Source organism: Pseudoxanthomonas sp. Root630, from assembly GCF_001427585.1.
Taxonomy (GTDB): Bacteria; Pseudomonadota; Gammaproteobacteria; order Xanthomonadales; family Xanthomonadaceae; genus Pseudoxanthomonas_A.
Genome location: NZ_LMGY01000004.1, coordinates 1 through 24,600, shown reverse-complemented (window position 1 = coordinate 24,600; position 24,600 = coordinate 1). Strand labels below are relative to the sequence as shown.

The following is a 24,600-nucleotide window of genomic DNA, read 5'->3' as shown; positions in this document are numbered from 1 at the left end:
AGTTCCCCTTAGAACCAGGTACGAAGGCCGATGACCAAGCGCGTGTCTTCAAAAGACTCGCCATGCTCGCGTCGCATGTCTGCGGTATTGCCAAACGCACGCTCGTACACCACGCCGATGTAGGGAGCGAACTTTCGGGTGAACTCATAACGAAGTCGCAGGCCCGCCTCAGCGGTACTCAGACCCGAACCTATTCCGCGCAATGGATCGTTCTTGCCATACGCCGTGACCTCCACCAGCGGCTGCAGGATCAGCCGATTGGTCAGCAGCAGTTCGTACTCGGCCTCGACATTGGCAGCAGTCTGGCCGCCTTCGCCGAGATAGGCTGTGGCGGATACTTCGAACTTCATCGGTGCCAAGCCCTGTACGCCGATAGCGGCGAAGTTCTGCGAAGCCCCCGGCTTGAAGTCATGGCGCACACCGGCCACCACATCCCACCACGTGGAGATACTGCGGCCGTAGAGCACTTCCAGATCAGCCGACTCGGTCTGACCATCTGTGCGTTCGCCTTCACTGCGGAACCAGACGCGATTGAGGTCCGTACCGATCCAACCCTGACCCTCCCAACCCAGCCCGGTGCCCGGATCGGCATCCCAGGCTTCCAGGCGATTGAGCAGTACGTAGCTCTTGATCGAATTGTCATGCACCGGATGCGCGTGTGCAGGCGCGATGGCCGCCTGACGATCAGCCTCGGTCACCGCAGGAATCGGGGTGCGCGGCTGCGTTGGTGCGACAGGCCCATGTCCCATCTGACTGTGGTCCATGCCCTCCATCGATTGCATGCCAGCTTCTGGCGTAGCGGATGCGGGCGAACCGTGGCCCATCTGCGAATGGTCCATCCCCTGCATCGCAGGCGTGGACGTGCTGGAGGCGTCGGACGCAGCGGGCTGTGCCATCTGACTGTGATCCATGCCCTGCATCGGCTGCGTCTGCGCTTTGGGCGCTGCAGGTGTACTCGCGGGCGAGCTGTGCCCCATCTGCGAGTGGTCCATGCCCTGCATGGCAGGCTCGGCTGCTTGAGCCGGCGGCGCGGCATGGCCCATCGCCGCATGATCGATAGTCGCTTCGCTGGTCTTGGCCGGTGTTGTAGGTTTGGGGGCTGGCGCAGGCTTTGATGTCGGCGCCTGATGTGCAGAGTGATCCTGAGCCTGGGTCTGGGCGCCCTGCTCCATCGGCATGGAGCGGTGCTGCATGGATTGGGCGCTGGCCGCATTGGCCAGGGCCAGCGAGATAGCCAGGGTCAGCGCAGTCAGGGTGGTATTGCGTCTATTGATGTTCATTCGTCGACCCTCACCGTGCGCATCATTCCGGCTTCCATGTGATAGAGCAGGTGGCAATGGAACGCCCAGCTGCCCAACGCATCGGCACGCACGCGATACGTACGTCGGCTGCCTGGCGGCATGTCCACCGTGTGCTTGCGCACCATGAAGTTGCCGCTATCGTCTTCCACATCGCTCCACATGCCGTGCAAATGGATCGGGTGGGTCATCATCGTGTCGTTGACCAATACGATGCGCATGCGCTCGCCGTAGTTCAGCCGTAGCGGCTCGACATCGGAAAACTTCTGACCATTGAAACCCCAGGAGAATTTCTCCATGTGTCCGGTCAGATGCAGCTCGATCTCGCGACCGGGGTCGCGTCCGTCAGGGTCTTCAAAGGTGCTCTTGAGCATGGAATACGTCAGTACATGACGGCCGTTATCGCGCAGGCCATTGCCCGGATCGTCCAAGCGCGAAGTCACGCTCATGGCTTGGTTGTCCAACAGCGGATTGTTGGTCTCGCTGGCAGGGTGTGATTGCATGCCCCCATGCTGCATGCCGGCCATGGCACCATCGCCGGCGGCGGGCATCGCGTGACCCGCATGGGCCGAGGCCTCATTGCCGCTGGCAGGTGGGGTCATGCCGGGCATGCCCATGGCTGCACCACAGCCGCCTTCCATGCCCTTGCTGCCGCCAGACATATCCATCGATCCATGATCCATGCCCATGTCTGCCATCGTCAGCAGCGGCCGGGGATCCACAGACGGAAGAGGCGCGCGTAGTCCTTCGCGCACGGCGAGCGTGCCGCTGACGTAGCCGGTGCGACCGGAGTCCTGGGCAAAGATGGTGAATGCGTCCTGCCCGGAGGGCTCCACGATCACATCGAAGGTTTCTGCTACTGCAATGCGGAACTCGTCGACCGAAACCGGATGGACGTACAAGCCATCCGCCGCGACCACGGTCATCTTCAACCCCGGAATACGCACATCGAAGTACGTCATGGCAGAGCCATTGATGAAACGCAGACGCACCTTCTCGCCACTGCGGAACAACCCGGTCCAGTTGCCCAGAGAGGTCGTGCCGTTCATCAGGTAGGTGTAGGTGTTGGCGTTGACGTCGGACAGATCCGTGGGCGTCATTCGCATCACGCCCCACATCTTGCGATCTTCCAACGTGGCCGACAGACCATTGCGCTTCACATCGCGCGCGAAATCGCCGACCGTGCGCTTGTAGTAGTTGTCATGGCCCGGCATCTTCTTCAAACGATCGAACAGGGCCGTCGGGTCCAGGTCTGTCCAATCGCTCAGCATCACGACGTAGTCGCGATCGAAGCTGAAAGGCTCTGGCTCCAGTGGATCGATCACGATCGGTCCATAAAGCCCAGCTTGTTCCTGGAAACCTGAGTGGCTGTGGTACCAGTAGGTTCCGCCCTGATGCAGGGTGAACCTATAGTGGTAGGTCTCACCACGTCCGATGCCGTCAAAGCTCAGGCCCGGCACGCCGTCCATGTTGGCCGGCAGAATGATGCCGTGCCAATGGATGGAAGTATCCGTGCCATGGAGGGAGTTGGCCGGCAATGCATTGGAGACACGCAGGTTGACCGTGGTGCCTTCCCGCCACCGCAGCAACGGCGCCGGAACGGACCCGTTGACCGTGATCGCGGTGCGGGTCTTGCCGGTGAAGTTCATCGGCGTCTCGCCGATGGTCAGGTCAAACTCGGTGCCCGACAATACGTTGGCTTGTCCGGGGCCCTTGAGCGCCCAACTGGCTTTGGGCCAGAACCCCAATCCTGCGACTGCGCCTCCCAAGGCCAAGCCTTGGACAAATCGCCGCCGCGAAGGCAGCAGCGGTCCACCATGTGGACCACGAAAATCATCATGCGACATGTAAATGCTCCAAGCGTCGTGTTGCCACCGGCAGGCGGTGGTACAGAGCGGGTGGCTGGCCTATACAGGCATGCAAGCCACACCAACGGCGCCATTGCGGCGCCTAGGGACGCTTAGCCGATCGGTGGTCGGATCAGATGAGGCAAGGCAGGCGCCGGATGCCCCAAGGGCAGCGGCATGACATCCAGGCCCAAGGCCAGTTGTACCGAAACATGCAGGCGCGCAGGCAATGCGCTCGCGCACGCGTGCACGCAGGCGCACCGGCACGCAGACGACTTGCAACAGTCGGGGCCGGCATGATCGCCGTGCCCAGTGCCAGCCTTTTCAATCGATGTGGCATCGGGATGATGCTCAGCACTGTGATGGGCGACGCAGTCTTCGGCGACTTGCACCGCGGCAGCGACTTCGCTGGCCTGCTCTTCCATCACCGGATTCATACTGACCGACGCAAACGCCGACCACGCCCCGTTAAGCACGAGCATGGCGATCAGGATCAGTCGCAGTAGAAGTGAGGAGGCTGACACGGGCGACATGGTAAATCACTTTAGACAAGGCGCGCGTGTATCGGTCGTGAACAAAATCTCAGGCAGGCCTGAGATGCCGCGCCCCGTTAGTCGCGCTAGCCGCGCCCACTGGTGTTCCATCCGGGGGCGCTCCAAAGGGCCGGGTTGAAGCGAAGTGCTGCCCATAAAGCGAGCGACCGTACGGCCTACTTCTCGGATGTGCTCTCGATCAGCTTCACCAGCTCGCGCTTCTGCTGCTTGCTGAGCGAGCCCCAGCGTAGGAGCAACTTCGCCAGCAGATCATCATCAGTGTACAGCAACGCGGCGGGGATCCCCAACGCTTGAGCCAACCGCTCAGCGGTCTCCAGCTTCGGCTCGTGCTTGCCACGCTCGTACTGGTTGATTCGGGGGCTGGCCACGTGAGGATCCAGACCGGCCCGGATGCCCAACTCCTTCTGCGACAAGCCCGTGTGCAGGCGGGCTTGTTTGAGGCGTCGAGCGAAGGTCGGTGTTGAGTCGACTGACAAAGTCACGCGCGCACCCCATGGAGACCCCATAAGGATGGCGGATGTACCCTGCCTTGCATACTAAGATATTCTTAGCTTTGAGGCAACCGGCGACCCCGGTAGCGCTGCCATCGCCAGGAGCCACGCCGCTCCCTCACCCCCGGAACCCGCATGCCCGGAACCTCGTCAATGACGCCATCTGGGGTCGCCAGCATCGAGGCGTTGGGGCTTCGTGGCACCCTTTTCCTTGCCGCGCTGCTGGCCGCGCAGCTACGACGCATACCGGTGGCGCCCACACGCCGCTCCACCTTGCTGGTGCTGGACGCCTTGCGAGACTTGGCCCTGATCCAAGTTCCCTGGCCAGCGGATCGATGGCAGATCCGACCCGATGCCGAGGTCACGCCCATCGAAGATCTGCAATGGGCTTTCGCCTGGTCTACCCACGAGCGCAGGCACCTGCTCCCGGTGCTGGAAGACCAACTCGGTGATATGGCACACGATGTAGAACTGGCGGACGCAAAACTAGAGCTGTGGGATGAACTTGCACTCTGGGAGACCGAGCAGTTTCTAGAGCAGCAATTGCTCAAACATCACTTCGACCCAGGCTGGGCACGTGATGTGGGGTTCGCGTTTCAATCCGGACCGCGGGGTCTGCCGATCGCGCAGTGGCGCTATTGTTGCTGGGCGGCGGTACGCCAAGGCGCGTCGGTGGCAATGCGTCTTGGCGTGCACGACAGCGCCCATGTGCGCGAGGCCATCTTTCAAGAGGTCAAGAAGCGCTTGCGCTACCTGATGACCAGTTCGCCCCAGCAAGGCATGTTCAAGCCCTACCATCTGGCACCGGAGTCCTCAGTAGCCAAGCTGTTCGTAGACTGGGTCGTACCTATGGAATGGGCGTACTGGACTGGGGAGCGCTATCCCGGCCGCTAGCAGGCAAACGAGTAGCCTCGTTAGTCCGCTCCCCCACCCTGCGTACTGCTGCGCCGGGTTCTCTTCACCGTATTTTGTGCCGGCGTCAGTTGATTCAGCAGGGGCTCCAGCGCTTCAAGACGCGCGTTGGCACGCAACGCATCGGCTTCAGCGCTCTGGCGGCGCTCACGCTCCTGCGCAAGGGTGTCTTGGACTTGAGCTAGCTCGCTGCGCAGGGCATCCAAGGCCTTGACGTCAGTCTTCCAGCGCTCCTGCAGTGCCATGTGGTCCGTTGCGGTCTGGCGCAACGCCACGATCTCGCTGTGTTGGCCTTCGTGGACCTGCCTCAACTGGACAAGCTCACGCTCAATCCGCCCATGGCGCTCCAGCCATTGGCCATTGTCGCGGTTAAGCACCAACAGCTCCTGATTCTTCGCGCCCAAGGCTTCATTGGCCTGACGTAAGGCTACTTGCAGCTCTTGGATCTGATGCTCGTGACGGCGAAGCTCTTGCTCGCGCTGCTCTTTGGTTGAAGCGCGGTAGTGCTCGAGCGCTTCCCGGGCGTGGGCATGCTTGTCCTCCAGAGAACGCGTATGCGCCTCGTAATCAGCCAGCCGCACCGTCATGCCGGCGATGCGCTCATTCAACTGGGCGATTTCCGCGACCTTGTCGCGCAGATTCTGCTGAAGTAGGGCGTGAGCGGCTTGCTCTTGCGTCAAGCTGGTCTCAGTGCGCTGCAGCTGACTGCCCAGGGCAGCGGCTTCCTGTTGGGCGGTGGAAAGCGCTTGTTGCTGACGCTGGAGTTCGGCCCCATGGCGTTCTCGCTCCCTGGTGAGGATCGCTTCTGCCTCCTCTTGAAGTCGCGCAGCCAGGCGCGCGACCAAGTCTTGCAAGGCCTCACTCACGGCCACCGCACGTGACGGACCGCCGCCCTCCTCCTCTTCCAGTTCACGCAAGTAGCGATGGATCGTGGTCTTGGAGCCCGTGTTGCCCAGAGCCACCCGAACCGCGTCCACGGAAGGCTTCTTGCCTTGGGCCAGCAGCGCGTCACGCGCTTTCTGGACATCCCCTTTGTAGAGTCCTGCGCGCGCCATGATGCTGTTCTCCAATTATTTCGTAATGTATTACATACCATGTAATTACATACTAATAAAGAGTGCAGGCGGCCGTTCGGCGGCGGCTTTGCTCAGGCGGGATAATGTTGAATTATCCCGCGTGATCGGCCGCCAGCCGCCTCCGGGGTGTCTCACCCGTACGAAATCCGCCCCACTGGCCCGGTTTAGTATGAACGCCATGCCGGCGTGTCCGGATGGCTCCGGGCGCCGTGCTCGCGCTGCAGTCGTACAGGGATGAACCATGCCGATCGAACGAGTCGTCATCGAGAACTTCAAGGCGTTTGGCCACCTGGATTTGCCGCTCAACCCCCACATGAACCTGATCGTGGGCAACAACGAGGTCGGCAAGTCCACGCTATTGGAAGCTATTCATGCTGTCGTGACCGGCCAATTGCACGGACGAGGCATCGCCTACGAAATCACCCCCTACCTGTTCCACCAACCGGCTGTCGACGAGTATCTGGCACGTCTGCGGGATGGACAGCCTGGTTCGCCTCCGCGGATCGTGATCGAGGCTTACCTCGGACGGGATGCCACCCTGGCTTCATTGCGGGGTACCAACAACTCCCTCGGCGCTGACATGGCCGGCATTCGGCTGCTGATCGAACTCAACGAAGACTATCGCCCCGAGTTCGATGCCTATTTGCGCGAGCACCAGGGGGGCAGCTTGCCGGTGGAGTACTACACCGTCCGCTGGTATTCCTTCGCCAACAATGGCGTCACCGCCCGCAGCATCCCATTCGACTCCACGATAATCGATACCACCAGTGCCAAGACCTTTTCAGGCACGGATCGCTACATCGGCAGCATCATCGACCAGGTGCTTTCTCCGGCTCAGCGCGTGGCCTTGTCGCTGAGTTATCGCCGCATGCGGCAGAGCTTTTCCCAGGAAACGGACGTGGCGGCCATCAACACGTTCCTGGCCGAAAATGCGGGCGATGTCAGCAATAAGACGCTGACCGTGGGTGTGGACACCTCGGCGCGGTCGACGTGGGAGGCCAGTCTGTCTCCCTACCTGGACGATCTTCCTTTCACCCACGCCGGCAAAGGCGAACAGAGTGCGGTCAAAACGAAACTGGCCATGCGCGCGGCCGGTGCTGCGCACGTGCTGCTGGTAGAAGAGCCCGAGAATCATCTGTCCTTCTCCAGTATGACCCAACTGATCGACAAGATCGCAGCTCTGTCCACCGCCCAGCAAGTCATCATTGCAACGCATAGCAGCTTCGTGTTGAACAAGCTCGGCGTGGACAACGTGATCCTCTTCAGTGCACGCGGACACATAAAACTGGACCAACTGCCGACCGATACGCACGACTACTTCATGAAGCTGCCGGGTCATGACACCCTGCGGTTGATCCTGGCCAAGCAGGCGATCCTTGTCGAGGGCCCCTCGGACGAGTTGATCGTCCAGCGAGCCTTCAAGGATCACCACGGCGTGTCGCCGTTGGCCCGTGGCGTGGACGTGATCTCGGTCAACTCCCTGGCCTTCAAGCGATTTCTGCAGATCGCCCAACGCCTGGATATCCCAACCGCTGTCGTTACCGACAACGACGGCGACGTAGCCCTGCTGCAGGAACGCTACGCTGATTTCCTGAACTACATCTACTATGACTCCGATGAGGACGCACCCTCGCTGGAGCAACAATTGATCAAGGCAAATACGCTGGCGCAATTGAATCTGGTGTTGGATAAAACGTTCGCCGATGAGGCGGCGCTGTTGAAGTTCATGAAGGGCAACAAGACCGATACAGCGTTGGCCATCTTCAATAGTCCCCACTCGATCGTGTTTCCGGACTATGTCCAGCGTGCCATCGCCTAATCAGGTACTGCTCTCGGCGGCCGGTTCGGGCAAGACGACGATGTTGGTGCGCCAGTCCCTGGCGCGCCCGCAACGCCGGATCGCCATCCTGACCTACACGCTTGAGAACCTGGAAGAGATCAGGCGCGCGTTTGAACGGCAGGCTGGCGCCGTGCCGGCGCACGTGTCGCTCTACAGTTGGTACAGCTTTCTGCTGCGCGAGTGCATTCGGCCCTATCAGGCGGCGCTGTGTGCCCAGCCCCGCGTGGAGTCCATCCTCTTCGTTGAGGGCAGGACCAACAATCGTGCTCCCCGTAGTCAGGTGGCTCGTCACTATCTGGCCGGCGATCGAATATATTCCGATCGCGCCGCTGACTTTGCCGTGCGCTGCGATGAGCTTACCCAAGGCCGTGTCATCGAGCGTTTGGCGGCCATGTACGACGAGCTCTACATCGATGAGGTCCAGGACTTGGCCGGCTACGACCTGGACCTGGTCGAGCGCCTGCTCTCCAGCGGCATCGAGATCACGCTGGTGGGTGATACCCGCCAGGCGACCTACGCCACCAACCATTCTCCGCGTCACCAGCAATACCGTGGTGTGGCCATGATGGGGCTTTTCCAAGCCTGGCAGGCGCGGAACTTGTGTCAGATCCAGCATCGGGTGATCAGCCACCGCTGTGCGCAGTCGCTGTGTGATCTGGCCGATGCGCTGTATCCGCAGATGCCGCGCACCGAGTCAGGAAATAGCGAGCTGACCGGGCATGAGGGCATTTATGTGGTGGCACCCACTCTGGTGCAAAAATATGTACTGCAGTTCGCGCCCACCGTCCTGCGTTACGACCGGCGGGAAGCCTGCGATGGCTATCCTGCGGTCAACTTTGGACAAGCCAAGGGATGGACATACTCCCGCGTGCTGATCTATCCCAATGGCCCCCTGGCCCAGTTCCTGCGCACCGCTGACGCCTCCCGTATCACCTCACCGGCGAAGTACTACGTGGCGTTCACGCGGGCCCGGCAAAGCGTGGCCTTTGTCCTGGCAGGCGCCTGCGCCTGGCCAGGGCACCAAGTCTATGAGTCCCGAGACTAGTCGGGTGCTGCTCCCACGCTGCCGGCGCGCCCGGTGGGCTGCACAAGGCGTTGGTGTTCGGCCTGGCCTTTGGCCTGCTGGCGCTCTCTGGCGCACTGCTATGGCGAGCACGCGCTCCTCCGTGCCCAGCCGACCCCAGGCTGGCCGCCACCTGCACGCGATTGCGACGGATCAGCGTTTGGGTTGTGGGGCGTAGCAGCGCTCAGCACGACCTTGGGAACGGTGTTTGCCTTCGGTTGGATTGGTTGAGGGTTCGGAGGGCGGCAATGCCGCCCTCCGCTTTACCTCTTTTCGATAGGCCCACGGGTCGGTTGCGCCGGTGCCGGCCCGGGATCGTTGAATGTCAGGTGTAGTTCTGTTACGCCGAACTGAGTGGCGAGAATCTGGCCCACGACGGCCTGCACTGTGGCCAGGTCCACCGCCGATGAGGCCACTGTCACCGTGGCCTGAATGCCCAGCCCGGATGCGGCAGGCATCCACCGCAGATCGTCGACCGCCTTCACCCCGGGATCGGCGAACATCGCCGCACGCACAATTTCCAGGTCAGGCTTGGGCATGATGCTGCCTCATGCGAGCGCCGTGGTCGGGAGAACGGGCCGGTCGCGCTCTCGGTGTAACCACCGGTACAGCACGGGCAATACAAACAGGGTCAAGGCGGTCGAGGACAAGATGCCACCGATCACCACGGTCGCCAGGGGCCGCTGGACTTCCGAACCCGCACCGACATTGAGAGCCATCGGCAAGAAGCCCAAAGAAGCCACCAGCGCGGTCATCAGCACCGGACGCAGCCTGCCGAGCGCACCATCGCGCACGGCCTCATCCAGCGGATCGCCTTGTTCGCGCAGGCGTCGGATGAAGGCAATCATGACCAAGCCGTTCAACACCGCCACGCCCGATAGGGCGATGAAGCCCACGCCGGCGGAGATGGACAACGGAATTCCGCGCAGCGCCAGCGCGATGACGCCGCCGGTCAGCGCCAGCGGTACCCCGCTGAACACGATCGCAGCGTCCTTTGCCGACCCAAAGGCCATGAACAGCAGAGCAAATATGAGAGCCAAGGTGACCGGAACGACTACGGAAAGGCGCTGGCTGGCGGAGATCAATTGCTCGAACGTGCCTCCATAGGCCACCCAGTAGCCTTCCGGCATCTTCACTTCCTCGCCGATTTTGGTGCGCAAATCTCCCACGAAACTTCCCAGATCGCGTTCGCGCACATTGGCCGTGATGACCACGCGTCGCTTGCCGTTCTCGCGGTTCACCTGGTTCGGTCCACGCTCGACTTGGATGGTAGCGACCTCACGTAACGGCACGGTCCGAGGGCTACCGCCACGCCATGTCGCCTCACGGCTGGACTCATCGGGACTATTGTCCTCGGGCAACGGAATCGGCAGGTCTGCCAGCACCGCCGGATCTGAGCGCAATGTTTCGGGTAGCCGGACCACGAGAGCGAAGCGACGATCGCCTTCAATGAACTGGCCCGCTACCTGACCACCGATAGCGGTGGCCACCGTCTCCTGCACATCTCCTGGATTCAATCCATACCGTGCCAGCGCTACCGGGTCTGGGGTTACCGTGAGCAACGGCAGTCCGCTCACTTGCTCAGACTTCACGTCCTCAGCACCAGGCACTTCACGCATTGCCCGCTCGATGCGGCCAGCAAGTCGTGCGAGCTGATCCAGATCATCGCCATAGACCTTGATCGCCACGTCCGAGCGGACGCCGGAGATCAGTTCGTTCGTGCGCATCTGGATGGGCTGGGTGAACTCATAGTTGCTACCGGGGATTTTCTTGGCGGCTTGCTCCAGTTCTTCGATCAACTCTGCCTTGGGCTTGCGGGGATCTGGCCACTGATCCCGCGGCTTGAGCATGAGGAACGTGTCGGCCATCGAGGGGGGCATCGGATCGGTGGCTACCTCGGCGGTACCGATCTTGGAGAAAATGTTGGCCACCTCGGGAAACTGCGCCAATCGCTTCTCCAATGTTTCCTGCATCGCCACCGATTGCTCCAGACTCGTGCCTGGAATCCGCATCGGCTGCAGCGTGATGTCGCCCTCATCCAGGCTGGGCACGAACTCCGATCCCAGCCGCGTGGCCAGGATGCCGCACGCGACCACCAGTACCGTGGCGCCGCCCAGTACGGCCAATCGACGGCGTAGCGCCCAATCCAGCAGCGGCGTGTAGCGAGCTCGTGACCAGCGCATCAGTCGGTTATCGTGCTCGGCCACGCGTCCACGCAGGAAGGTTGCAATGGCCGCTGGCACGAACGTCAGCGACAGCATCATCGCGCCGGTCAGCGCCAGGACGACGGTAATGGCCATGGGGTGGAACATCTTCCCCTCGACGCCGGAGAGGGCAAAGATCGGCAGATAGACGGCCGCGATAATGCCCAGGCCGAACAGGCTCGGTCGAATGACTTCCGCCGTTGCCGAAGCCGTCAGGTCATATCGCTCTTGATCGTTGAGTTGCCTGCCCAGCGCATTCTGCGCCTCGCCGAAACGACGCAGGCAGTTCTCGATGATGATGACCGCACCATCCACGATAAGCCCGAAGTCCAACGCGCCCAGGCTCATCAGATTGCCCGATACGTTGCCTCGCACCATGCCGATGATGGTGAACAGCATGGCCAGCGGGATCACAGCTGCGGTGATCAACGACGCCCGGACATTGCCCAGTAACAGGAACAACACCACCACCACCAGAAGCGCGCCTTCGATCAGGTTCTTGGCAACGGTCCCTATGGTGCGATCTACCAACGCCGTGCGGTCATACACCGCCTTGGCGTGCACACCTTTGGGCAGACTGGCGTTGGCAGCCTCCAGCTTGGCCACAGCGGCCCGAGAAACGTCGCGACTGTTGGCGCCAAACAGCATAAAGGCCGTACCGACGACCACCTCATGCCCGTTCTGCGTGGCCGCGCCGGTGCGCAGCTCCTTGCCTTCGCCAACGGTGGCGACATCGCGCACGCGGATCGGGACGCCATCACGACGATCCAGCACGATGCTGCCGACCGCGTCCACATCCCGTAGCTGGCCCGGTACGCGCACCAGGAACTGCTGCCCGTTGCGCTCGATGTAGCCGGCTCCCACGTTCTGGTTGTTGCGCATCACCGCGCCAACAACGTCTTGGAGCGTGAATCCCAGGGCTACCAGTTGCGCTGGATCGGGAGTGATGTGGATCTGCCGTTCAAAGCCACCGATGGTGTTGACCTCGGTCACCCCAGGCGTGGTGCGCAGTTGCGGGCGGATCACCCAATCCTGCAGCGTCCGCAGGTCCGTGGCCGTGTACGGGGAGCCATCGGGCTTGCGGGCATCGGGCTCGGCTTCCACCGTGTACATGAAGATCTCACCTAGACCGGTAGAGATCGGCCCCATCTCAGGATCTAGCCCCTCAGGAAGCTGAGACGTGATTTGCTGCAGGCGCTCGGCGACCTGCTGGCGCGCGAAGTACAGGTCCGTCCCATCCTTGAAGACGACCGTCACCTGCGATAACCCATAGCGAGACAACGAGCGGCTGTAGTCCAACTGGGGCAAGCCGGCCATCGCCGTTTCAATGGGGAATGTCACCCGTTGCTCGGCTTCCAGCGGCGAGTAACCTGGCGCCTGGGTGTTGATCTGGACCTGGACGTTGGTGATGTCGGGCGTGGCGTCAATGGACAGCTGACGATAGCTCCACACGCCGAGCGCAATAAGCGCTGCGGTCAGTACCAGCATCAGCCAGCGATGGCGAATGGAAAAATGGATGAGGCGTTCGAGCATGGCGGGCCTCACTCTTCTTCTTCGACGGTGGACTTCTCGATGTCGGCCTTGACCAGGAAGCTCTGGGCCACCACCACCTGCTCACCGGCCTTCAGGCCTTCTAAGACTTCCACCCGTTCGGCGTCGCGTCGGCCTAGCTTCACCGGGCGCGTGTGATAGACCTCGCCCTGTTGCACGTACACCACGTCCCGATCTTCGGCGGTCTGCAGCGCGGTCACGGGGACTACCAGATCCGCTTCTGCGCGATCAACGGTAATGCGTGCTTTAACGGCGGAACCTGGCCGCCAGCGTCCATCGGCATTGCGCAAGCTCGCGCGTGCGATCGTGCTTTGGCTGGCCGTGGCGGTGCCGGGCAGCACGCGTTCCAAGGTCGTCTGCTCGGAAACGCTATCACTCAATCGGCTCACGGTCACCGGCACACCAGCTTCGATGTGCCCGGCGTCCCGTCCGAAGATATGCAGATCTACCCACAAGGTGGACAGATCTGCGATCTCGAACAAGGGCGCGCCTTCGGCGGCAGACGTGCCGACCGAGGCGGTCCGCGCCATCACCACGCCGCTTATGGGGGCGGTAACGGAATAGGTCGTCAGGCTCAAGTTGCTCTCCACCGTCGCGAGCACCTGTCCTGCCTTGACCTGGTCGCCCACGCCTACGCGAACGGCACGCACAGGACCGGGGAAACGTGCAGTCACCAGGGCGATGCGACCTTCGACCGGCGTAAGCAGCCCTTGGACTTCCTGCTCATCGGCGATCTGGCCAGGACCCACGCGGGCGGCGCGGATGCCGGCGGACTGTGCCGTTTGGGCCTCGATCGTGGTCTGTTGGGGCAGTTCTTCGTGCTCGCCTTGTTCTTCGGCCTCATGGCCTTCTTCGGCCTCGCCACGGGCATTGGGTGCCGGGCCACTACAAGCCGTCAGGGCCAATGTCAGGGCCAGCGCGATCCAGGGGAAACGGCTCATGGGGTCAACTCTCCGGAGGTGGCGGCAGCGGCAGAGGCAACCATGGCCTGGCCGGTGAGCCGTTGGATTTCGATGAGGGCACGTTGCGCATCGAGCGCGACGTCCAGTTGTTGCTGCAGAGCTGCGGTCCTTTCGGACTGCAGCTGCGCCCATTCCAGATAGCTGATGGCCCCAGCGCGATATGCACGCTCGGCCGCTTGCTCAGCCTTGGTCAGCTTGGGCAGCACATCGTCTTGAAGACGGGCCACTTCGTCACGGGCGACGGTGTAACGGCCGTGGGCTTCGACCAGGGTGGAATACAACGCCATTCCCTGCGCCTCACGTTCGATCGAAAGCACTTCCAACTCCGCCTCAGCGGCACGAATCTCTGGTTGCGCCCGGCTTCGAGCACCCAAAGGCAGCGAGATGCCCCCCACGAGCGCGGTGTCGCTTGTGTCCTGCATCCGACGCACGCCGACTTGCCAAGCCAGATCCGACGTGCCTGCTGTGCGAGCCAGATTCAAACGTGCTTCGGCAATGCGCCGCTCGTCGACAAACTGGGCCAGCTCGGGAGAACGCTGCAGTTCTGAGGAAAGGGTTTCCAGAGAACCGATCGCCGGTAGTGCGAGCGGGTTGCCAGCGACCGGCGCCGACACGGGTTCACGCTCCCCCCAGAGGGCGGCCAGATGCTGGCGTGCAGCGCTGGCTTGCTGGGAGGCCCTTGCTTGGGCCAGCTCGGCTCTTGCCAAGGCAGCCTGTGCAGTCAACAGCACCGACTCGGGTGAGGCGCCGGCCTGCACACGTTGACGAGCAGCGGCCACGGTACGCTGGCGCTGTTGGATATCGACTTGGGCAATCTTGGCGGCCTTGTCCGCTGCAACCAATGCCAGATAGCGCCGCGCCGTTTCAGCCAACAGATCCAGCCGACGAGCTTCCCGCTGAACAGCCAGCGCATCGATGCGGCTCTGCGCCAGGGCCCTGCGCGCATCCAGTTTCCCGCCTCGCTCCAGCACCGAGCTCAGACTCACGGTGAACTCGGCGCTGTCCAAGCCTCTCGCATCTCCGGTACCCAGGGCATTCTCCACCTCGGCACCCAATGTCCAAGGCGGGCGCTGATTGGCGCCCTCGTGCTCGGCCGCCAGTACCGCGGTACGTGCCTGCACCAGGCGCAGGTCTGGATGGGCTTGGGCAACGCGGTCGAATGCGTCGTCCAATGTCATGGGGTCGACCGCCCAGGCAGGTATCCCTGCACCCAGCAGCAACCAAGCGGCCAGCGCCGCACGTCGCACTTGCATAGCAACACTCCAGAAGTTCAGACCAATGGTTAAGGACTGGCCTACGCCAGCGCTTGGCCCGCAATAGGCGGTCGGAACGGATCGACCAATGGCCCTGTGGGCACCGTCTCCACCGCGTGTGGCTCTACGGCCTGCTGCTGCGGAGCAGGAGGTGGCGCCCAAGTCATCGCCGGAGCGGCGACTGCGTGCGCGCAGCAATGCGCGAGTTGATGTAACTGATGGAGCGATTTGCCCAAGGCGCTCTCATCAGCGGCCGCGTGGGACGTCATCAGCACTGCGTGAGCGCCGGACCACGTATGGGCTGCCTCGTGCATTTCGCCCACCGCCGTAAGCACCGGGTGCCATATGGCACCCAGTGCCAGGCTCAGCGCCAGCAGCCAGCGGAACGCGGGCAGAGCTCGCACACGCATCTTCACGCGGTCGGCTTGCCCACTTGCGTGCTGGCCCGACGTGCGTCACGCAGGATCTCGATGGCTTCCTTGATCACGTACAAACCGATAAGGGTGCCAATCACATAGTCGGGATAGGGATTGGCCAGCCACCACACCAGTACGCCCGCAAGAATGACGCCGATGTTGGCCACCACGTCGGCTCGGGTAAACAGCCACGTTGCTCGCAGATGGACCTCCCCGGACTTCAGCGGCGAGAGCATGCGCAACACGATGACGTTGACTACAAGCGATAGCAGCGCGGTGCCGATCATCCATCCGCTGAGTGGTTCGGCGCCCTGTAGTACCCGTCGTCCGACCTCCACCAGCACGCCAATACCCAGCACCAGCAGAATGCTGCCACTGAGCCAAGCGGCATTGGCCTTGAAGCGGGCCGTGCGTCCGATGGCCACCAATCCAATGGCGTACGCGGTGGCATCAGACAGCATATCCAGCGCGTCAGCCAGCAGACCTGTGGAATGGGCAATCCAGCCGGCGATGCCACCAATGACGGCCATGGCCGCGTTGAGGACCAAGGCAATCCACAGTACACGTCGCTCCTGGGCGTTCTTGGCCTCGTGATGGCAGCCACAGTCACTCATCGGGTGTTCTCCATGTAATTACGCAGTTCTGAAGGAATCGGCATCGTGCGCAAGGCGTTTACCCGAGCGCCACCGGTATTGCCTTTAGGCATCCACACCCATGTCAGGGTCGCAGCGGCCATCAGGCGCAGCAGTTGTCCAGCCATTTCGCGCATGTCGTGGGCTTGCCACGCCCATCTTGCGAACGCCCAATGACTACGCACGTGCAAGCGCGTGCGGTGCTGCGAGAGCACGTGGGCCAATTCGTACCGTTTGTAGGCCGTCGTGAGATCGCCTTGTTGTAGCGCTTGATCGCCTTGCCAAAGATATTGCGCAAAGGCCGTATCCCGTTGATCTGGAGCCTCGTTAAACGGCCAGCACATCTGCGCCCAATAGCTGGCAGGCATCGTTTCCTCGCGCAACCCGACCTCGCCGGCGCGCAGCGTTTCAGGGCGATCAAGGAAGGTGCCGCACAGACGATCCCAGATCATGAAGAACTCGCCGAAGTTGACCTGGGCATCTTCATAGTCACGCTTGTGATGCCACCGATGTACTTCGGCCACGCCTAGCCAGCGACGTAGCGGGCCAACGCGGTAGTCCAAGTTGGCGTGTTGGAAAGCCAGTTGAACACTCATCAGTGTCAGCCACGCACTGATCACCAGCGGCGGCGCACCCAAGGCGACAGTCAACCCCAAGCCCGGGCCGGCCATCAGCAGTGCACTCAACGGGTGACGACGTTCTCCATTGAGCCAATACAAGCGCTCAGCGCTGTGGTGGATAGCGTGCAGTTTCCATGCCCATCGCACCCGATGACTGAAGCGGTGCATGGCATACAGGCCCAAGTCGATCACCAGCCCCGCCAGCAGCATCTGCCCGATCAGGGGCCACTGGGTCGGCCATAGGCTGCCGGCGGGCAGCAGGCCGCGAAAGGCATGCAATCCATAGGCGGTGCCGGCCAGCAGGCCAAAGTTGACGGCGCCATGCATCAAGTCGGCTTTGAGGTCGCCTTGGCTATGGCGCCAAGACGGCTCGTAGGGCTGCAGCCACTCCAGCAGCGCCACCATGGCAATGCCCGCGGTCGCCAGGATCGCCAAGGTTGGCCAAGCCGGCAGGCCATCGGCCAATACTGCGGCCGTGCCGGCCAGAACCGCGCCCATCAGGGCGGGATACGCGGCATACCGGATCAGGCGTGAGCGCAACATGGAGAGCTCCGGACACGGGTAGAGGCGCGCGGGCGGGAGGCTGGCGGCTGGACAGGGGGCAAGGTAAAGTCCGTAGCTACTACAGAGTCAAGTCGCCACATGAAGATCAGTCAGGCCGCCGAGGCCAGTGGGTGCCATCTGGAAACCATCCGCTATTACGAGCGGATCGGCCTGTTACCCCAACCTGGTCGCACCGGCAGCGGGTATCGCGTTTACGAGCCTGCCGATATCGAGCGTTTGCGCTTCATTACCCGCGGCCGGGATCTGGGTTTCAGTCTGGAAGAGATCCGCAGCCTGCTGCAGTTGTCCGGGGACGACCAGATGTCCTGCATGGACGTAGATCGGCTGGCACGCAGTCATTTGGCTGATATCCAGGCCCGGATGGAGGATCTGCGCAGGATGGCCCGGGAACTGGAGCGGGTGATCGCCAGTTGCCATGGCGGACAACGTGCCGAGTGCACGATCCTCTCTACGCTGCGACAACCGGCCGGTTGCGCGTCGGCGGAGTGCTGCCAGGCGTGAGCGATGTGGACCGCTACCTCGAAGCGGCCACGCGTCAGAACACGCAGCGCAGCTATGCCTCGGCGCTGCGCCACTTCGAGGTCGAATGGGGTGGCCATCTGCCGGCGACGCCCGATAGCGTGGCCCGCTATCTGGCCGAGCAGGCCCCCAAGGCAGCAATCAACACGCTGAAGCAACGACTGGCAGCACTGGCGCATTGGCACGCCGAGCACGGGTTCGTCGATCCCACGCGTACGCCGCTGGTACGCAAGGTCCTCAAGGGCATTCAGACGCTACACCCCCGAATCGAAAAGCAGGCCACGCCGTTGCAGCTGGCCCAGCTGACCCAAGTAGTCGGGTGGCTGGACCAAGCCACGCTGGCGGCCCAGGAGCGCGCCGACCACGCGTATGCCTTGCGTGCCATGCGCGACAAGGCGCTGGTGTTACTGGGCTTTTGGCGAGGATTCCGCGGCGATGAGTTGATCCGGCTGCAGATTGAGTACTTGGAACTGGTACCCGAGCAGGGAATGATCTGCTTCCTGCCGCGCAGCAAGGGCGACAGACAGTCGGCAGGCAATACGTACAAGGTGCCCGCTCTGTCGCGCTTGTGCGCGGTCAGTGCCACGCAGGCCTGGGTGCAGGCAGCCGCGCTAACTCAAGGCCCGCTGTTCCGGCGTGTCGATCAATGGGGCAACGTCGGCAGCCAAGGGTTGCATCCGAACAGCCTGATCCCCTTGCTGCGCGACCTGTTTCAGTCCGCAGGTCTGGAGGCCGTGGGAGGCTACAGCAGCCATTCCCTTCGCCGGGGCTTTGCGGGCTGGGCCAATGACAACGGCTGGGACGTGAAAGCCCTGATGGAGTACGTCGGATGGCGAGACGTGCACTCGGCCATGCGTTACATCCAGGGCCGCGATCCGTTCGCCCGCCAACGCGTTGAAGCCGGCCTCCAGGCCGCGCCGCCCCCCGCGCTCGCCTCGGCGGCGCTGCCAGCGCCGGCCGCGACCGTGAGCCTGACGCTGCGCCTGCTAGTGAGCCCGTTTACGCCCCGAGGCAGGGGCGCTGGCCGCGCTCGGGCACGCATTGAGGCGATGTGCCTATCCCCGTTTCAAGCCCATCGGCTTGATGCCGAGGGAAGCGAGTACCGACTCACGATGCCGGTGGTCGACGCCGCGGACATGGACGAGAGGATGGCCATGCTGCTGGATGAGATGCATCGCGTTGCCGATAACCACCACTGCTTTCTGGAAGCCTCCGTGCGCGCCGAGGACGGGCGTCACTGGGATTGACCTCAACCCTGACCAGGGCACTGCATGGCGACGCTGCACGAGACCGCGTATCCGCGCCTGAAACCTGATCCCACGGCCAAGGAACTGGACGAGATTTACACGCCCAGCGGCGGCGAAGTGCGCCTCGCACGTAGCATGGCGACCCAGCCAACCACTCAGTTGGCTGTGCTCATTCACCTGAAGATGTTCCAGCGGCTGGGCTACTTCGTGATCCTAGCCGATGTCCCAGAACGGATTCGGCAACATATTGCCCAGGCAGCCGGGCTGCGCCGGGCGCTATCCATCCGAGACTTGAATCGCTACGACGTCTCCGGCGCTAAACGCGCCCATATGGCGCGCCTGCGAAAGTTCCTGCGCGTTCGTCCGCTGGATGTCAGCGGGAGGGAATGGCTGGCAACGGTGGCCCAGGCCGCCGCTCAAACCAAGCATGTCATCGCCGACATCATCAACGTGCTGCTGGAGGAGCTGGTTCACCATCGCTTTGAGCTGCCGGGCTTCAGTACGCTGGAGAAGATTGCGGTTCAGGCCCGCGAGCAGGTGCATGAGCAGTATTACCGCAGCATCAATGAGGCCTTGACCGCGCCAGCCAAGAGCTTGATCAAGGAACTGTTGGCCGCACCGGCCAATGCCACATATACCGGCTGGAATGCGCTAAAGCGCGAGCCCAAACGGCCCACCAATAAGGAAGTGCGCTTTTATCTGCAACATATCCAACGCCTGCAACATCTGGCCCAGCAGTTGCCGGCCGTGGATATTCCGGTTCCGAAGCTGAAGCAGTTCCGCGCCATGGCGCGTGCGCTCGATGCCAGCGAACTGGCCGAACTCAAGCCGGCCAAGCGCTATGCCTTGGCGACGATCTTCATTCGGTCCCAGTACGCCAAGACATTGGACGATGCGGCCGACCTGTACATCCGGCTGATGCAGAACCTGGAGAACACGGCCCAGCAAAGACTGTTGGCCTACCAAGTAGAGCACGGCAAGCGTGCTGATACGCTTATCGCGCAGCTCAAGGAGATCCTGCAGGCTTATCAGATCGACGGAACGGACACACAGCGTGTGGATGCCATCGGACTGAGTCTGGTGGCGGACATTTCCACACTGCTGGCCGAATGCGATGAACATATGGCGTACGCAGGCCGCAACTACCTGCCATTCCTGATCCAGCCTTACAGCGTTGTCCGCCCGTTGCTGTTCAACTGCCTGGAGATCATGCAACTGCGCTCCACCAGCCAGGACGCGGGCATGGAACGCATGATCGCTGCTCTGCTGTCGCTCCGCGGTCAGCGGCGGGACATGATTGAGGCCAGCTCGATCGGTCTGGATGTTGAAAAGGATCTGGGCTGGTTGTCAGTCAACTGGCGCAGGCACGTCTTCGGCCGCAAAGCGGACTCGCTGGGGCCGGGCTGGGTGCATCGCAAGTACTTTGAGCTAGCTGTGCTGGCCCAGATCAAAGACGAACTCAAATCCGGTGATCTGTTCATTCCCCACGGGGAGCGCTACGACGATTACCGAGAGCAACTGGTGGATGAGGCCACATTCGCCCAGGAACTGGAGGCCTACGGTGAGGTATCTGGTCTGGCCACCGAGGCCAGCGAGTTCGTGCGCCATTTGCAGCAAGAGCTGAGCTCACTGGCCGACACGGTGGATGCACGTTTTCCGGAGAACGTCCACGCCGATGTGGTGGATGGGCGCCTGGTGCTCCGGAAGCTGCAACGGCCTGAGATCTCCAGCGCCATTGCCACGGTCGATGCTCTTATCACCGAGAGGCTGCCGGCGATGAGTATCGTAGACGTGCTGATCGATGCGGCTCAATGGCTCAAGCTGCACCGTCATTTCCGGCCGATTGCGGGCACCAATGCGCGCGTGGACGATCTCATGCGCCGGGTGATCACTACGCTGTTCTGCTACGGGTGCAACCTGGGCCCGACCCAGACTGCGCGCTCAATCAAGGGCTTCAGTCGGCGCCAGATTTCCTGGCTTAACCTCAAGTACGTCACTGAAGACACGTTGGACAAGGCGATCGTGCAGGTGATCAATACGTTCAACAAGTTCGATCTGCCTGGCTACTGGGGCTCGGGCAAGAGTGCGTCGGCCGATGGCACCAAGTGGAGCATGTACGAGCAGAACCTGCTCTCGGAGTACCACATCCGCTACGGTGGTTATGGCGGCATCGGCTACTACCACGTCTCTGACAAGTACGTGGCGCTGTTCAGTCACTTCATTCCGTGCGGTGTGCACGAAGCGATCTACATTCTGGACGGATTGCTGGCCAACACGTCTGATATCCAGCCTGAAATCGTGCATGGGGATACCCAGGCCCAGAGTTATCCGGTCTTTGGTTTGTCCTACCTGTTGGGCATTCAGTTGATGCCACGTATTCGCAACATCAAGGATCTGACCTTCTTCCGCGCGGAGGCGGGTCGCCCGTACAAGAACATCCAGGCGCTGTTCGGCGACAGCATCGACTGGGGCCTGATCGAAACGCATCTGCACGACATGCTGCGGGTCACGGTGTCGATCAAGTTGGGCAAGATCACCGCTTCGACGATCCTTCGCCGGCTGGGAACCTACAGCCGGAAGAACAAGTTGTACTTCGCCTTCCGGGAGCTTGGGAAGGTCATTCGCACGCTGTTCTTGCTGCGCTACATCGATGACGTGGACATGCGTCGGACTATCCAGGCGGCCACCAACAAAAGCGAAGAGTTCAATGGCTTCGTCAAATGGGTTTTCTTCGGCGGAGAAGGGATCATTGCCGAGAACGTGCTTCATGAGCAGCGAAAGGTCGTGAAGTACAACCAGCTCGTGGCCAATATGATCATCCTGCACAACGTAGACCAGATGACACGCACGTTGGCCAGCCTGCAGGAGGAGGGGATGGAGTTGAATCCCGAGGTTCTGGGCGGCTTGTCGCCGTATCGGACCAGCCACATCAATCGGTTCGGAGACTACACGCTCGACCTGGAACGTAAGGTCGCGCCTCTCCAATTCACCGAGATCGTTTTGGAGCCCCACTGGACGCAGATCGCCGAGCCGAGAGGGTAGCGGACTCTGTCTATTCAGTTTCGACGCGAAGTGCTAATAGGCCACTTCGTGGCCTCAGCGGCGTATGAAGAAGAAAAGCACGCAACATCAAAAACTTAAAGCGGATTCGGCTGTATTTCTCACGAATCCCTGCCGACCCTCGGGGTGGTCTACGACTACGCCGGCGCAGTCGGCTACGTGCCCGAGTGGAAGGCTGTCAGCCAGGTGCGGTACGGCCAGGGCGCGTTCGGCGCGGGCCTGCGCTGGCGCTACATCGGCGCGCAGCAGCACAGCTCCAAGGTCACCAATCCGGCCTCGACCACGCCCGGCGTCGACGCGTACCACTACTTCGATGCGTTCGGCGACTGGACGGTCAGCGAGCGACTGTCGCTGCGCGCCGGCATCAACAACCTGCTGGACAAGGCACCGCCACAGGTCGGCGGCACGCCCGGCGCCACTCACGCGAGTACCTACGACATCTTCGGCCGCCAGTACTTTGTTGGCCTGACGGCGACTTTCTGATCCACCACCCACTCGAGGACATTGAATGAAGACCCGACTACTCACCACCCTGGCCCTGCTGGCCCTCACCGTCGCCGGCATCCAGAGCGCGGCCGCCCAGGCGCTCTCTGGCCGCGCACTGCCCGACCGCCCCCGCGTCGGCATCAGTTACTACAAGGTGCCGCCAGGCAAGCACGACGAATGGCTAGCGCTGTACAAGAAGTGGCACCGCCCGATCATGGACGCGCAGATCAAGCACGGCACAACGATCAGCAGCACGCTGTACGTGCTGAGCAGCCACCAGTTCAACGGCGACTACGACTTCGTCATCGTCAGCGTCTCGCCGGCCAACCCGAAGCCCTATCCGATCTCGCGCGGCGAACTGATCAAACAGCTGTTCCCTGACATCGAGGCCTACGTGGCAGGCGAACGCCGTCGCTGGGAGCTGACGGTGAACCACGCCGACTCCAGCCTGGTCGAGATCGATCTCAACGAAGAGACGCCTTCCATCTACTATCCAATCATCAATGGAAAGATCGTCCGGTAATCCTGGGCGGTGGCCGGCAATCCGGCCACCGTCCTTTGGAGTGCCGCGAAAGAACAACCGCCCAGCACTTGGCCCGATATCCAATGCTCGCCGTGGGTCGAGAGCGGACCTGCCCTACTCCCGATAAGCATCCCTGATTAGCTCGTTGCCCCAATCATGATGGCCAGGCGACTGGACTGCTTCACTTAGCATGCGCGAGTAGGTTCTCCATCATTTCTATGAACTTCTTCTTGGGAAGTCCGTGCAGTCTCGGAGTCCACCTGCGTGCCAGCCATCGCCAAGCTATAGCCGGAAGTTGGGGGAAGGCGGAGATTTCACCGCGGAAGCAGTGCCAGGCACGATGAGCCAGTAGGAGCGTGCCCAATCGTTCGGGAGCAGACAGAACGCCCACCCTGCCCGGCTCGCCGGCACTGAGCTTCCCTCCTTTCTCATGACCGTACCAACCCAAATGCCAAAGCTGCCACGCTCCCAGCCCTGCAGCAGAGTGGCACCTCGCCGACGTCCGTTACGACATATCAAGTGAACAAGATCGCGACGCCACAAGCACTCTTGCTGCGCACGCAACACTGCTTCGGTTTCCATCCGAAGCCATTGTTGGGTCCAATCGTAGAGTTCTAGCAACTCTGGGGCCATTTGGCATTGAGCGTACCCAGGATCCTGACCGTGCATAGGATCCAAGTAAACGAGTACCACTCCATGCGTAGTGCAGCGCAACTGACGGGCATCAAGCCAGCTAGCTAGTGTCGGCCACCGCCTGCTACTGCCCTTTCCGACAAAGCACTCCGGGCAATAAACGCGCCTCTGTGAGGCGGCAAGACGCCAACTCGGCTCGAGAGAACGAATCAGTTCAAGAACTTCATCTACAGGAATTCGGCCTCTTCAGCCTGGAGGTCGCTGATTCAGATCTCCCCTCTGGAAGTACATCCAACAACCGGCGCTCTCAGAGCCAGAATGCTCAAACATAGCTGTTTGAAACCTTGACGCTAAATCGAGTCGTTGACCATCATGACTTCTTCTGAGCTCGCCTAGATTCACGGAGCTCACGGTGTGACTTTAGGATTTCGCGAACTTCTTGCGAGCTCAGAAGAACTATGGAACCGTCCTTAACAGAGTGTGCAATTGGAAGCACCTGCTCGCGAAGCCAGTCATCGACGCTGACAGCAGTCTGCAGTTCTTCGGCAGATTTGTCTTGAGCATTGGCATTCTTCATAGGCGCTCATCCCGAGGGAAACTTGCGAAGCCGGAAGGCTTTCAGAATAGCAGCCGTTGCTTGTTCTTGACGGCGCTTATACAAGTAGCTGGAGGGGACACAACCCTGAGTAAGTGCTCTCTGCCGATCCGACGAGCGGCGTACAACCTGGTACGCCCCCGATTCCGTAGACACCTGATAGTGTCTTTTGAGGATCGGAGGATCTATGGCGAGCAAGCGATTCACAGACGAGTTCAAGGCCGAGGCGGTCAAGCAGGTCAGCGAGCGTGGTT

General features: G+C 61.7%; 19 protein-coding genes. 8 read left to right on the top strand and 11 right to left on the bottom strand.

Annotated elements, in window-relative coordinates:
- Positions 1-8: 8 nt before the first annotated feature.
- The 4 genes from ASD72_RS04285 to ASD72_RS04270 all read right to left on the bottom strand — a co-directional run bounded on the left by ASD72_RS04285 (position 9) and on the right by ASD72_RS04270 (position 4,205).
- A complete protein-coding gene (locus tag ASD72_RS04285; protein ID WP_056878746.1) occupies positions 9-1,280 on the bottom strand; it encodes a copper resistance protein B in 1,272 nt (423 codons plus the stop codon).
- Complete coding sequence (locus ASD72_RS04280) at positions 1,277-3,145, bottom strand: copper resistance system multicopper oxidase (protein WP_046934797.1); 1,869 nt, start codon at positions 3,143-3,145, stop codon at positions 1,277-1,279. The genes ASD72_RS04285 and ASD72_RS04280 overlap by 4 nt, the downstream gene beginning before the upstream one ends.
- Positions 3,146-3,258: 113 nt before the next feature.
- Positions 3,259-3,678, bottom strand: a complete 420-nt coding sequence (gene copL, locus ASD72_RS20420) for a transcriptional regulator CopL (protein WP_081420134.1) — start codon at positions 3,676-3,678, stop codon at positions 3,259-3,261.
- Positions 3,679-3,854: 176 nt separating this feature from the next.
- Complete coding sequence (locus tag ASD72_RS04270; RefSeq protein WP_046934799.1) at positions 3,855-4,205, bottom strand: helix-turn-helix transcriptional regulator; 351 nt, start codon at positions 4,203-4,205, stop codon at positions 3,855-3,857.
- A 120-nt stretch (positions 4,206-4,325) separates the two neighbouring features.
- On the opposite strand from ASD72_RS04270, the gene ASD72_RS04265 reads away from it, so the two are divergent.
- Positions 4,326-5,084: a hypothetical protein gene (locus ASD72_RS04265; RefSeq protein ID WP_232310122.1), complete on the top strand. Its 759-nt coding sequence runs from the start codon at positions 4,326-4,328 to the stop codon at positions 5,082-5,084.
- Positions 5,085-5,104: 20 nt separating this feature from the next.
- Here the strand turns inward: ASD72_RS04265 and ASD72_RS04260 are convergent, their stop codons facing one another.
- Positions 5,105-6,157: a DNA-binding protein gene (locus ASD72_RS04260; protein ID WP_054668669.1), complete on the bottom strand. Its 1,053-nt coding sequence runs from the start codon at positions 6,155-6,157 to the stop codon at positions 5,105-5,107.
- Between the two features lie 262 nt (positions 6,158-6,419).
- Between ASD72_RS04260 and ASD72_RS04255 the strand changes: the two genes are divergently transcribed.
- Together ASD72_RS04255 and ASD72_RS04250 are read left to right on the top strand one after the other, a co-directional pair.
- Positions 6,420-7,997 (top strand): AAA family ATPase, encoded by a 1,578-nt coding sequence (locus ASD72_RS04255; RefSeq protein WP_056878744.1) that lies wholly within the window; start codon positions 6,420-6,422, stop codon positions 7,995-7,997.
- Positions 7,975-9,063, top strand: a complete 1,089-nt coding sequence (locus tag ASD72_RS04250; protein WP_056878743.1) for a UvrD-helicase domain-containing protein — start codon at positions 7,975-7,977, stop codon at positions 9,061-9,063. Before ASD72_RS04255 ends, ASD72_RS04250 begins: the two co-directional genes overlap by 23 nt.
- 281 nt (positions 9,064-9,344) lie before the next feature.
- On the opposite strand, the gene ASD72_RS04245 is transcribed toward ASD72_RS04250, so the two are convergent.
- From ASD72_RS04245 to ASD72_RS04220, 6 genes are all read right to left on the bottom strand, one after another.
- Positions 9,345-9,620: a hypothetical protein gene (locus ASD72_RS04245; protein WP_046935218.1), complete on the bottom strand. Its 276-nt coding sequence runs from the start codon at positions 9,618-9,620 to the stop codon at positions 9,345-9,347.
- A gap of 9 nt (positions 9,621-9,629) precedes the next feature.
- On the bottom strand, positions 9,630-12,818 hold the full coding sequence (locus ASD72_RS04240; protein ID WP_056878742.1) for a CusA/CzcA family heavy metal efflux RND transporter: 3,189 nt from the start codon (positions 12,816-12,818) through the stop codon (positions 9,630-9,632).
- 8 nt (positions 12,819-12,826) lie between these two features.
- The gene (locus tag ASD72_RS04235) at positions 12,827-13,777 is read right to left on the bottom strand and encodes an efflux RND transporter periplasmic adaptor subunit (RefSeq protein WP_080948168.1); all 951 of its coding nucleotides are present in this window, start codon (positions 13,775-13,777) and stop codon (positions 12,827-12,829) included.
- Complete coding sequence (locus ASD72_RS04230) at positions 13,774-15,051, bottom strand: TolC family protein (RefSeq protein WP_056878741.1); 1,278 nt, start codon at positions 15,049-15,051, stop codon at positions 13,774-13,776. The genes ASD72_RS04235 and ASD72_RS04230 overlap by 4 nt, the downstream gene beginning before the upstream one ends.
- A gap of 412 nt (positions 15,052-15,463) precedes the next feature.
- The gene (locus tag ASD72_RS04225; RefSeq protein ID WP_046932167.1) at positions 15,464-16,081 is read right to left on the bottom strand and encodes a cation diffusion facilitator family transporter; all 618 of its coding nucleotides are present in this window, start codon (positions 16,079-16,081) and stop codon (positions 15,464-15,466) included.
- On the bottom strand, positions 16,078-17,262 hold the full coding sequence (locus ASD72_RS04220; protein WP_127170488.1) for a DUF3703 domain-containing protein: 1,185 nt from the start codon (positions 17,260-17,262) through the stop codon (positions 16,078-16,080). Before ASD72_RS04220 ends, ASD72_RS04225 begins: the two co-directional genes overlap by 4 nt.
- Before the next feature lie 99 nt (positions 17,263-17,361).
- Between ASD72_RS04220 and ASD72_RS04215 the strand changes: the two genes are divergently transcribed.
- From ASD72_RS04215 to ASD72_RS04195, 5 genes are all read left to right on the top strand, one after another.
- The gene (locus ASD72_RS04215; RefSeq protein WP_046932166.1) at positions 17,362-17,784 is read left to right on the top strand and encodes a helix-turn-helix domain-containing protein; all 423 of its coding nucleotides are present in this window, start codon (positions 17,362-17,364) and stop codon (positions 17,782-17,784) included.
- Positions 17,781-19,049 carry a site-specific integrase gene (locus ASD72_RS04210; protein ID WP_046932193.1) on the top strand — a complete coding sequence of 423 codons (1,269 nt, stop codon included), beginning with the start codon at positions 17,781-17,783 and terminating at the stop codon, positions 19,047-19,049. Before ASD72_RS04215 ends, ASD72_RS04210 begins: the two co-directional genes overlap by 4 nt.
- A 24-nt stretch (positions 19,050-19,073) precedes the next feature.
- Positions 19,074-22,091, top strand: coding sequence for a Tn3 family transposase (locus tag ASD72_RS04205; protein ID WP_046933271.1), 3,018 nt, complete (start codon positions 19,074-19,076; stop codon positions 22,089-22,091).
- Between the two features lie 144 nt (positions 22,092-22,235).
- Positions 22,236-22,592, top strand: coding sequence for a TonB-dependent receptor (locus tag ASD72_RS04200; protein ID WP_056878740.1), 357 nt, complete (start codon positions 22,236-22,238; stop codon positions 22,590-22,592).
- A gap of 25 nt (positions 22,593-22,617) precedes the next feature.
- Entirely contained in the window at positions 22,618-23,118 is a 501-nt protein-coding gene (locus ASD72_RS04195; RefSeq protein WP_056878739.1) for a hypothetical protein, read from the top strand.
- The last annotated feature ends 1,482 nt before the right edge of the window (positions 23,119-24,600 follow it).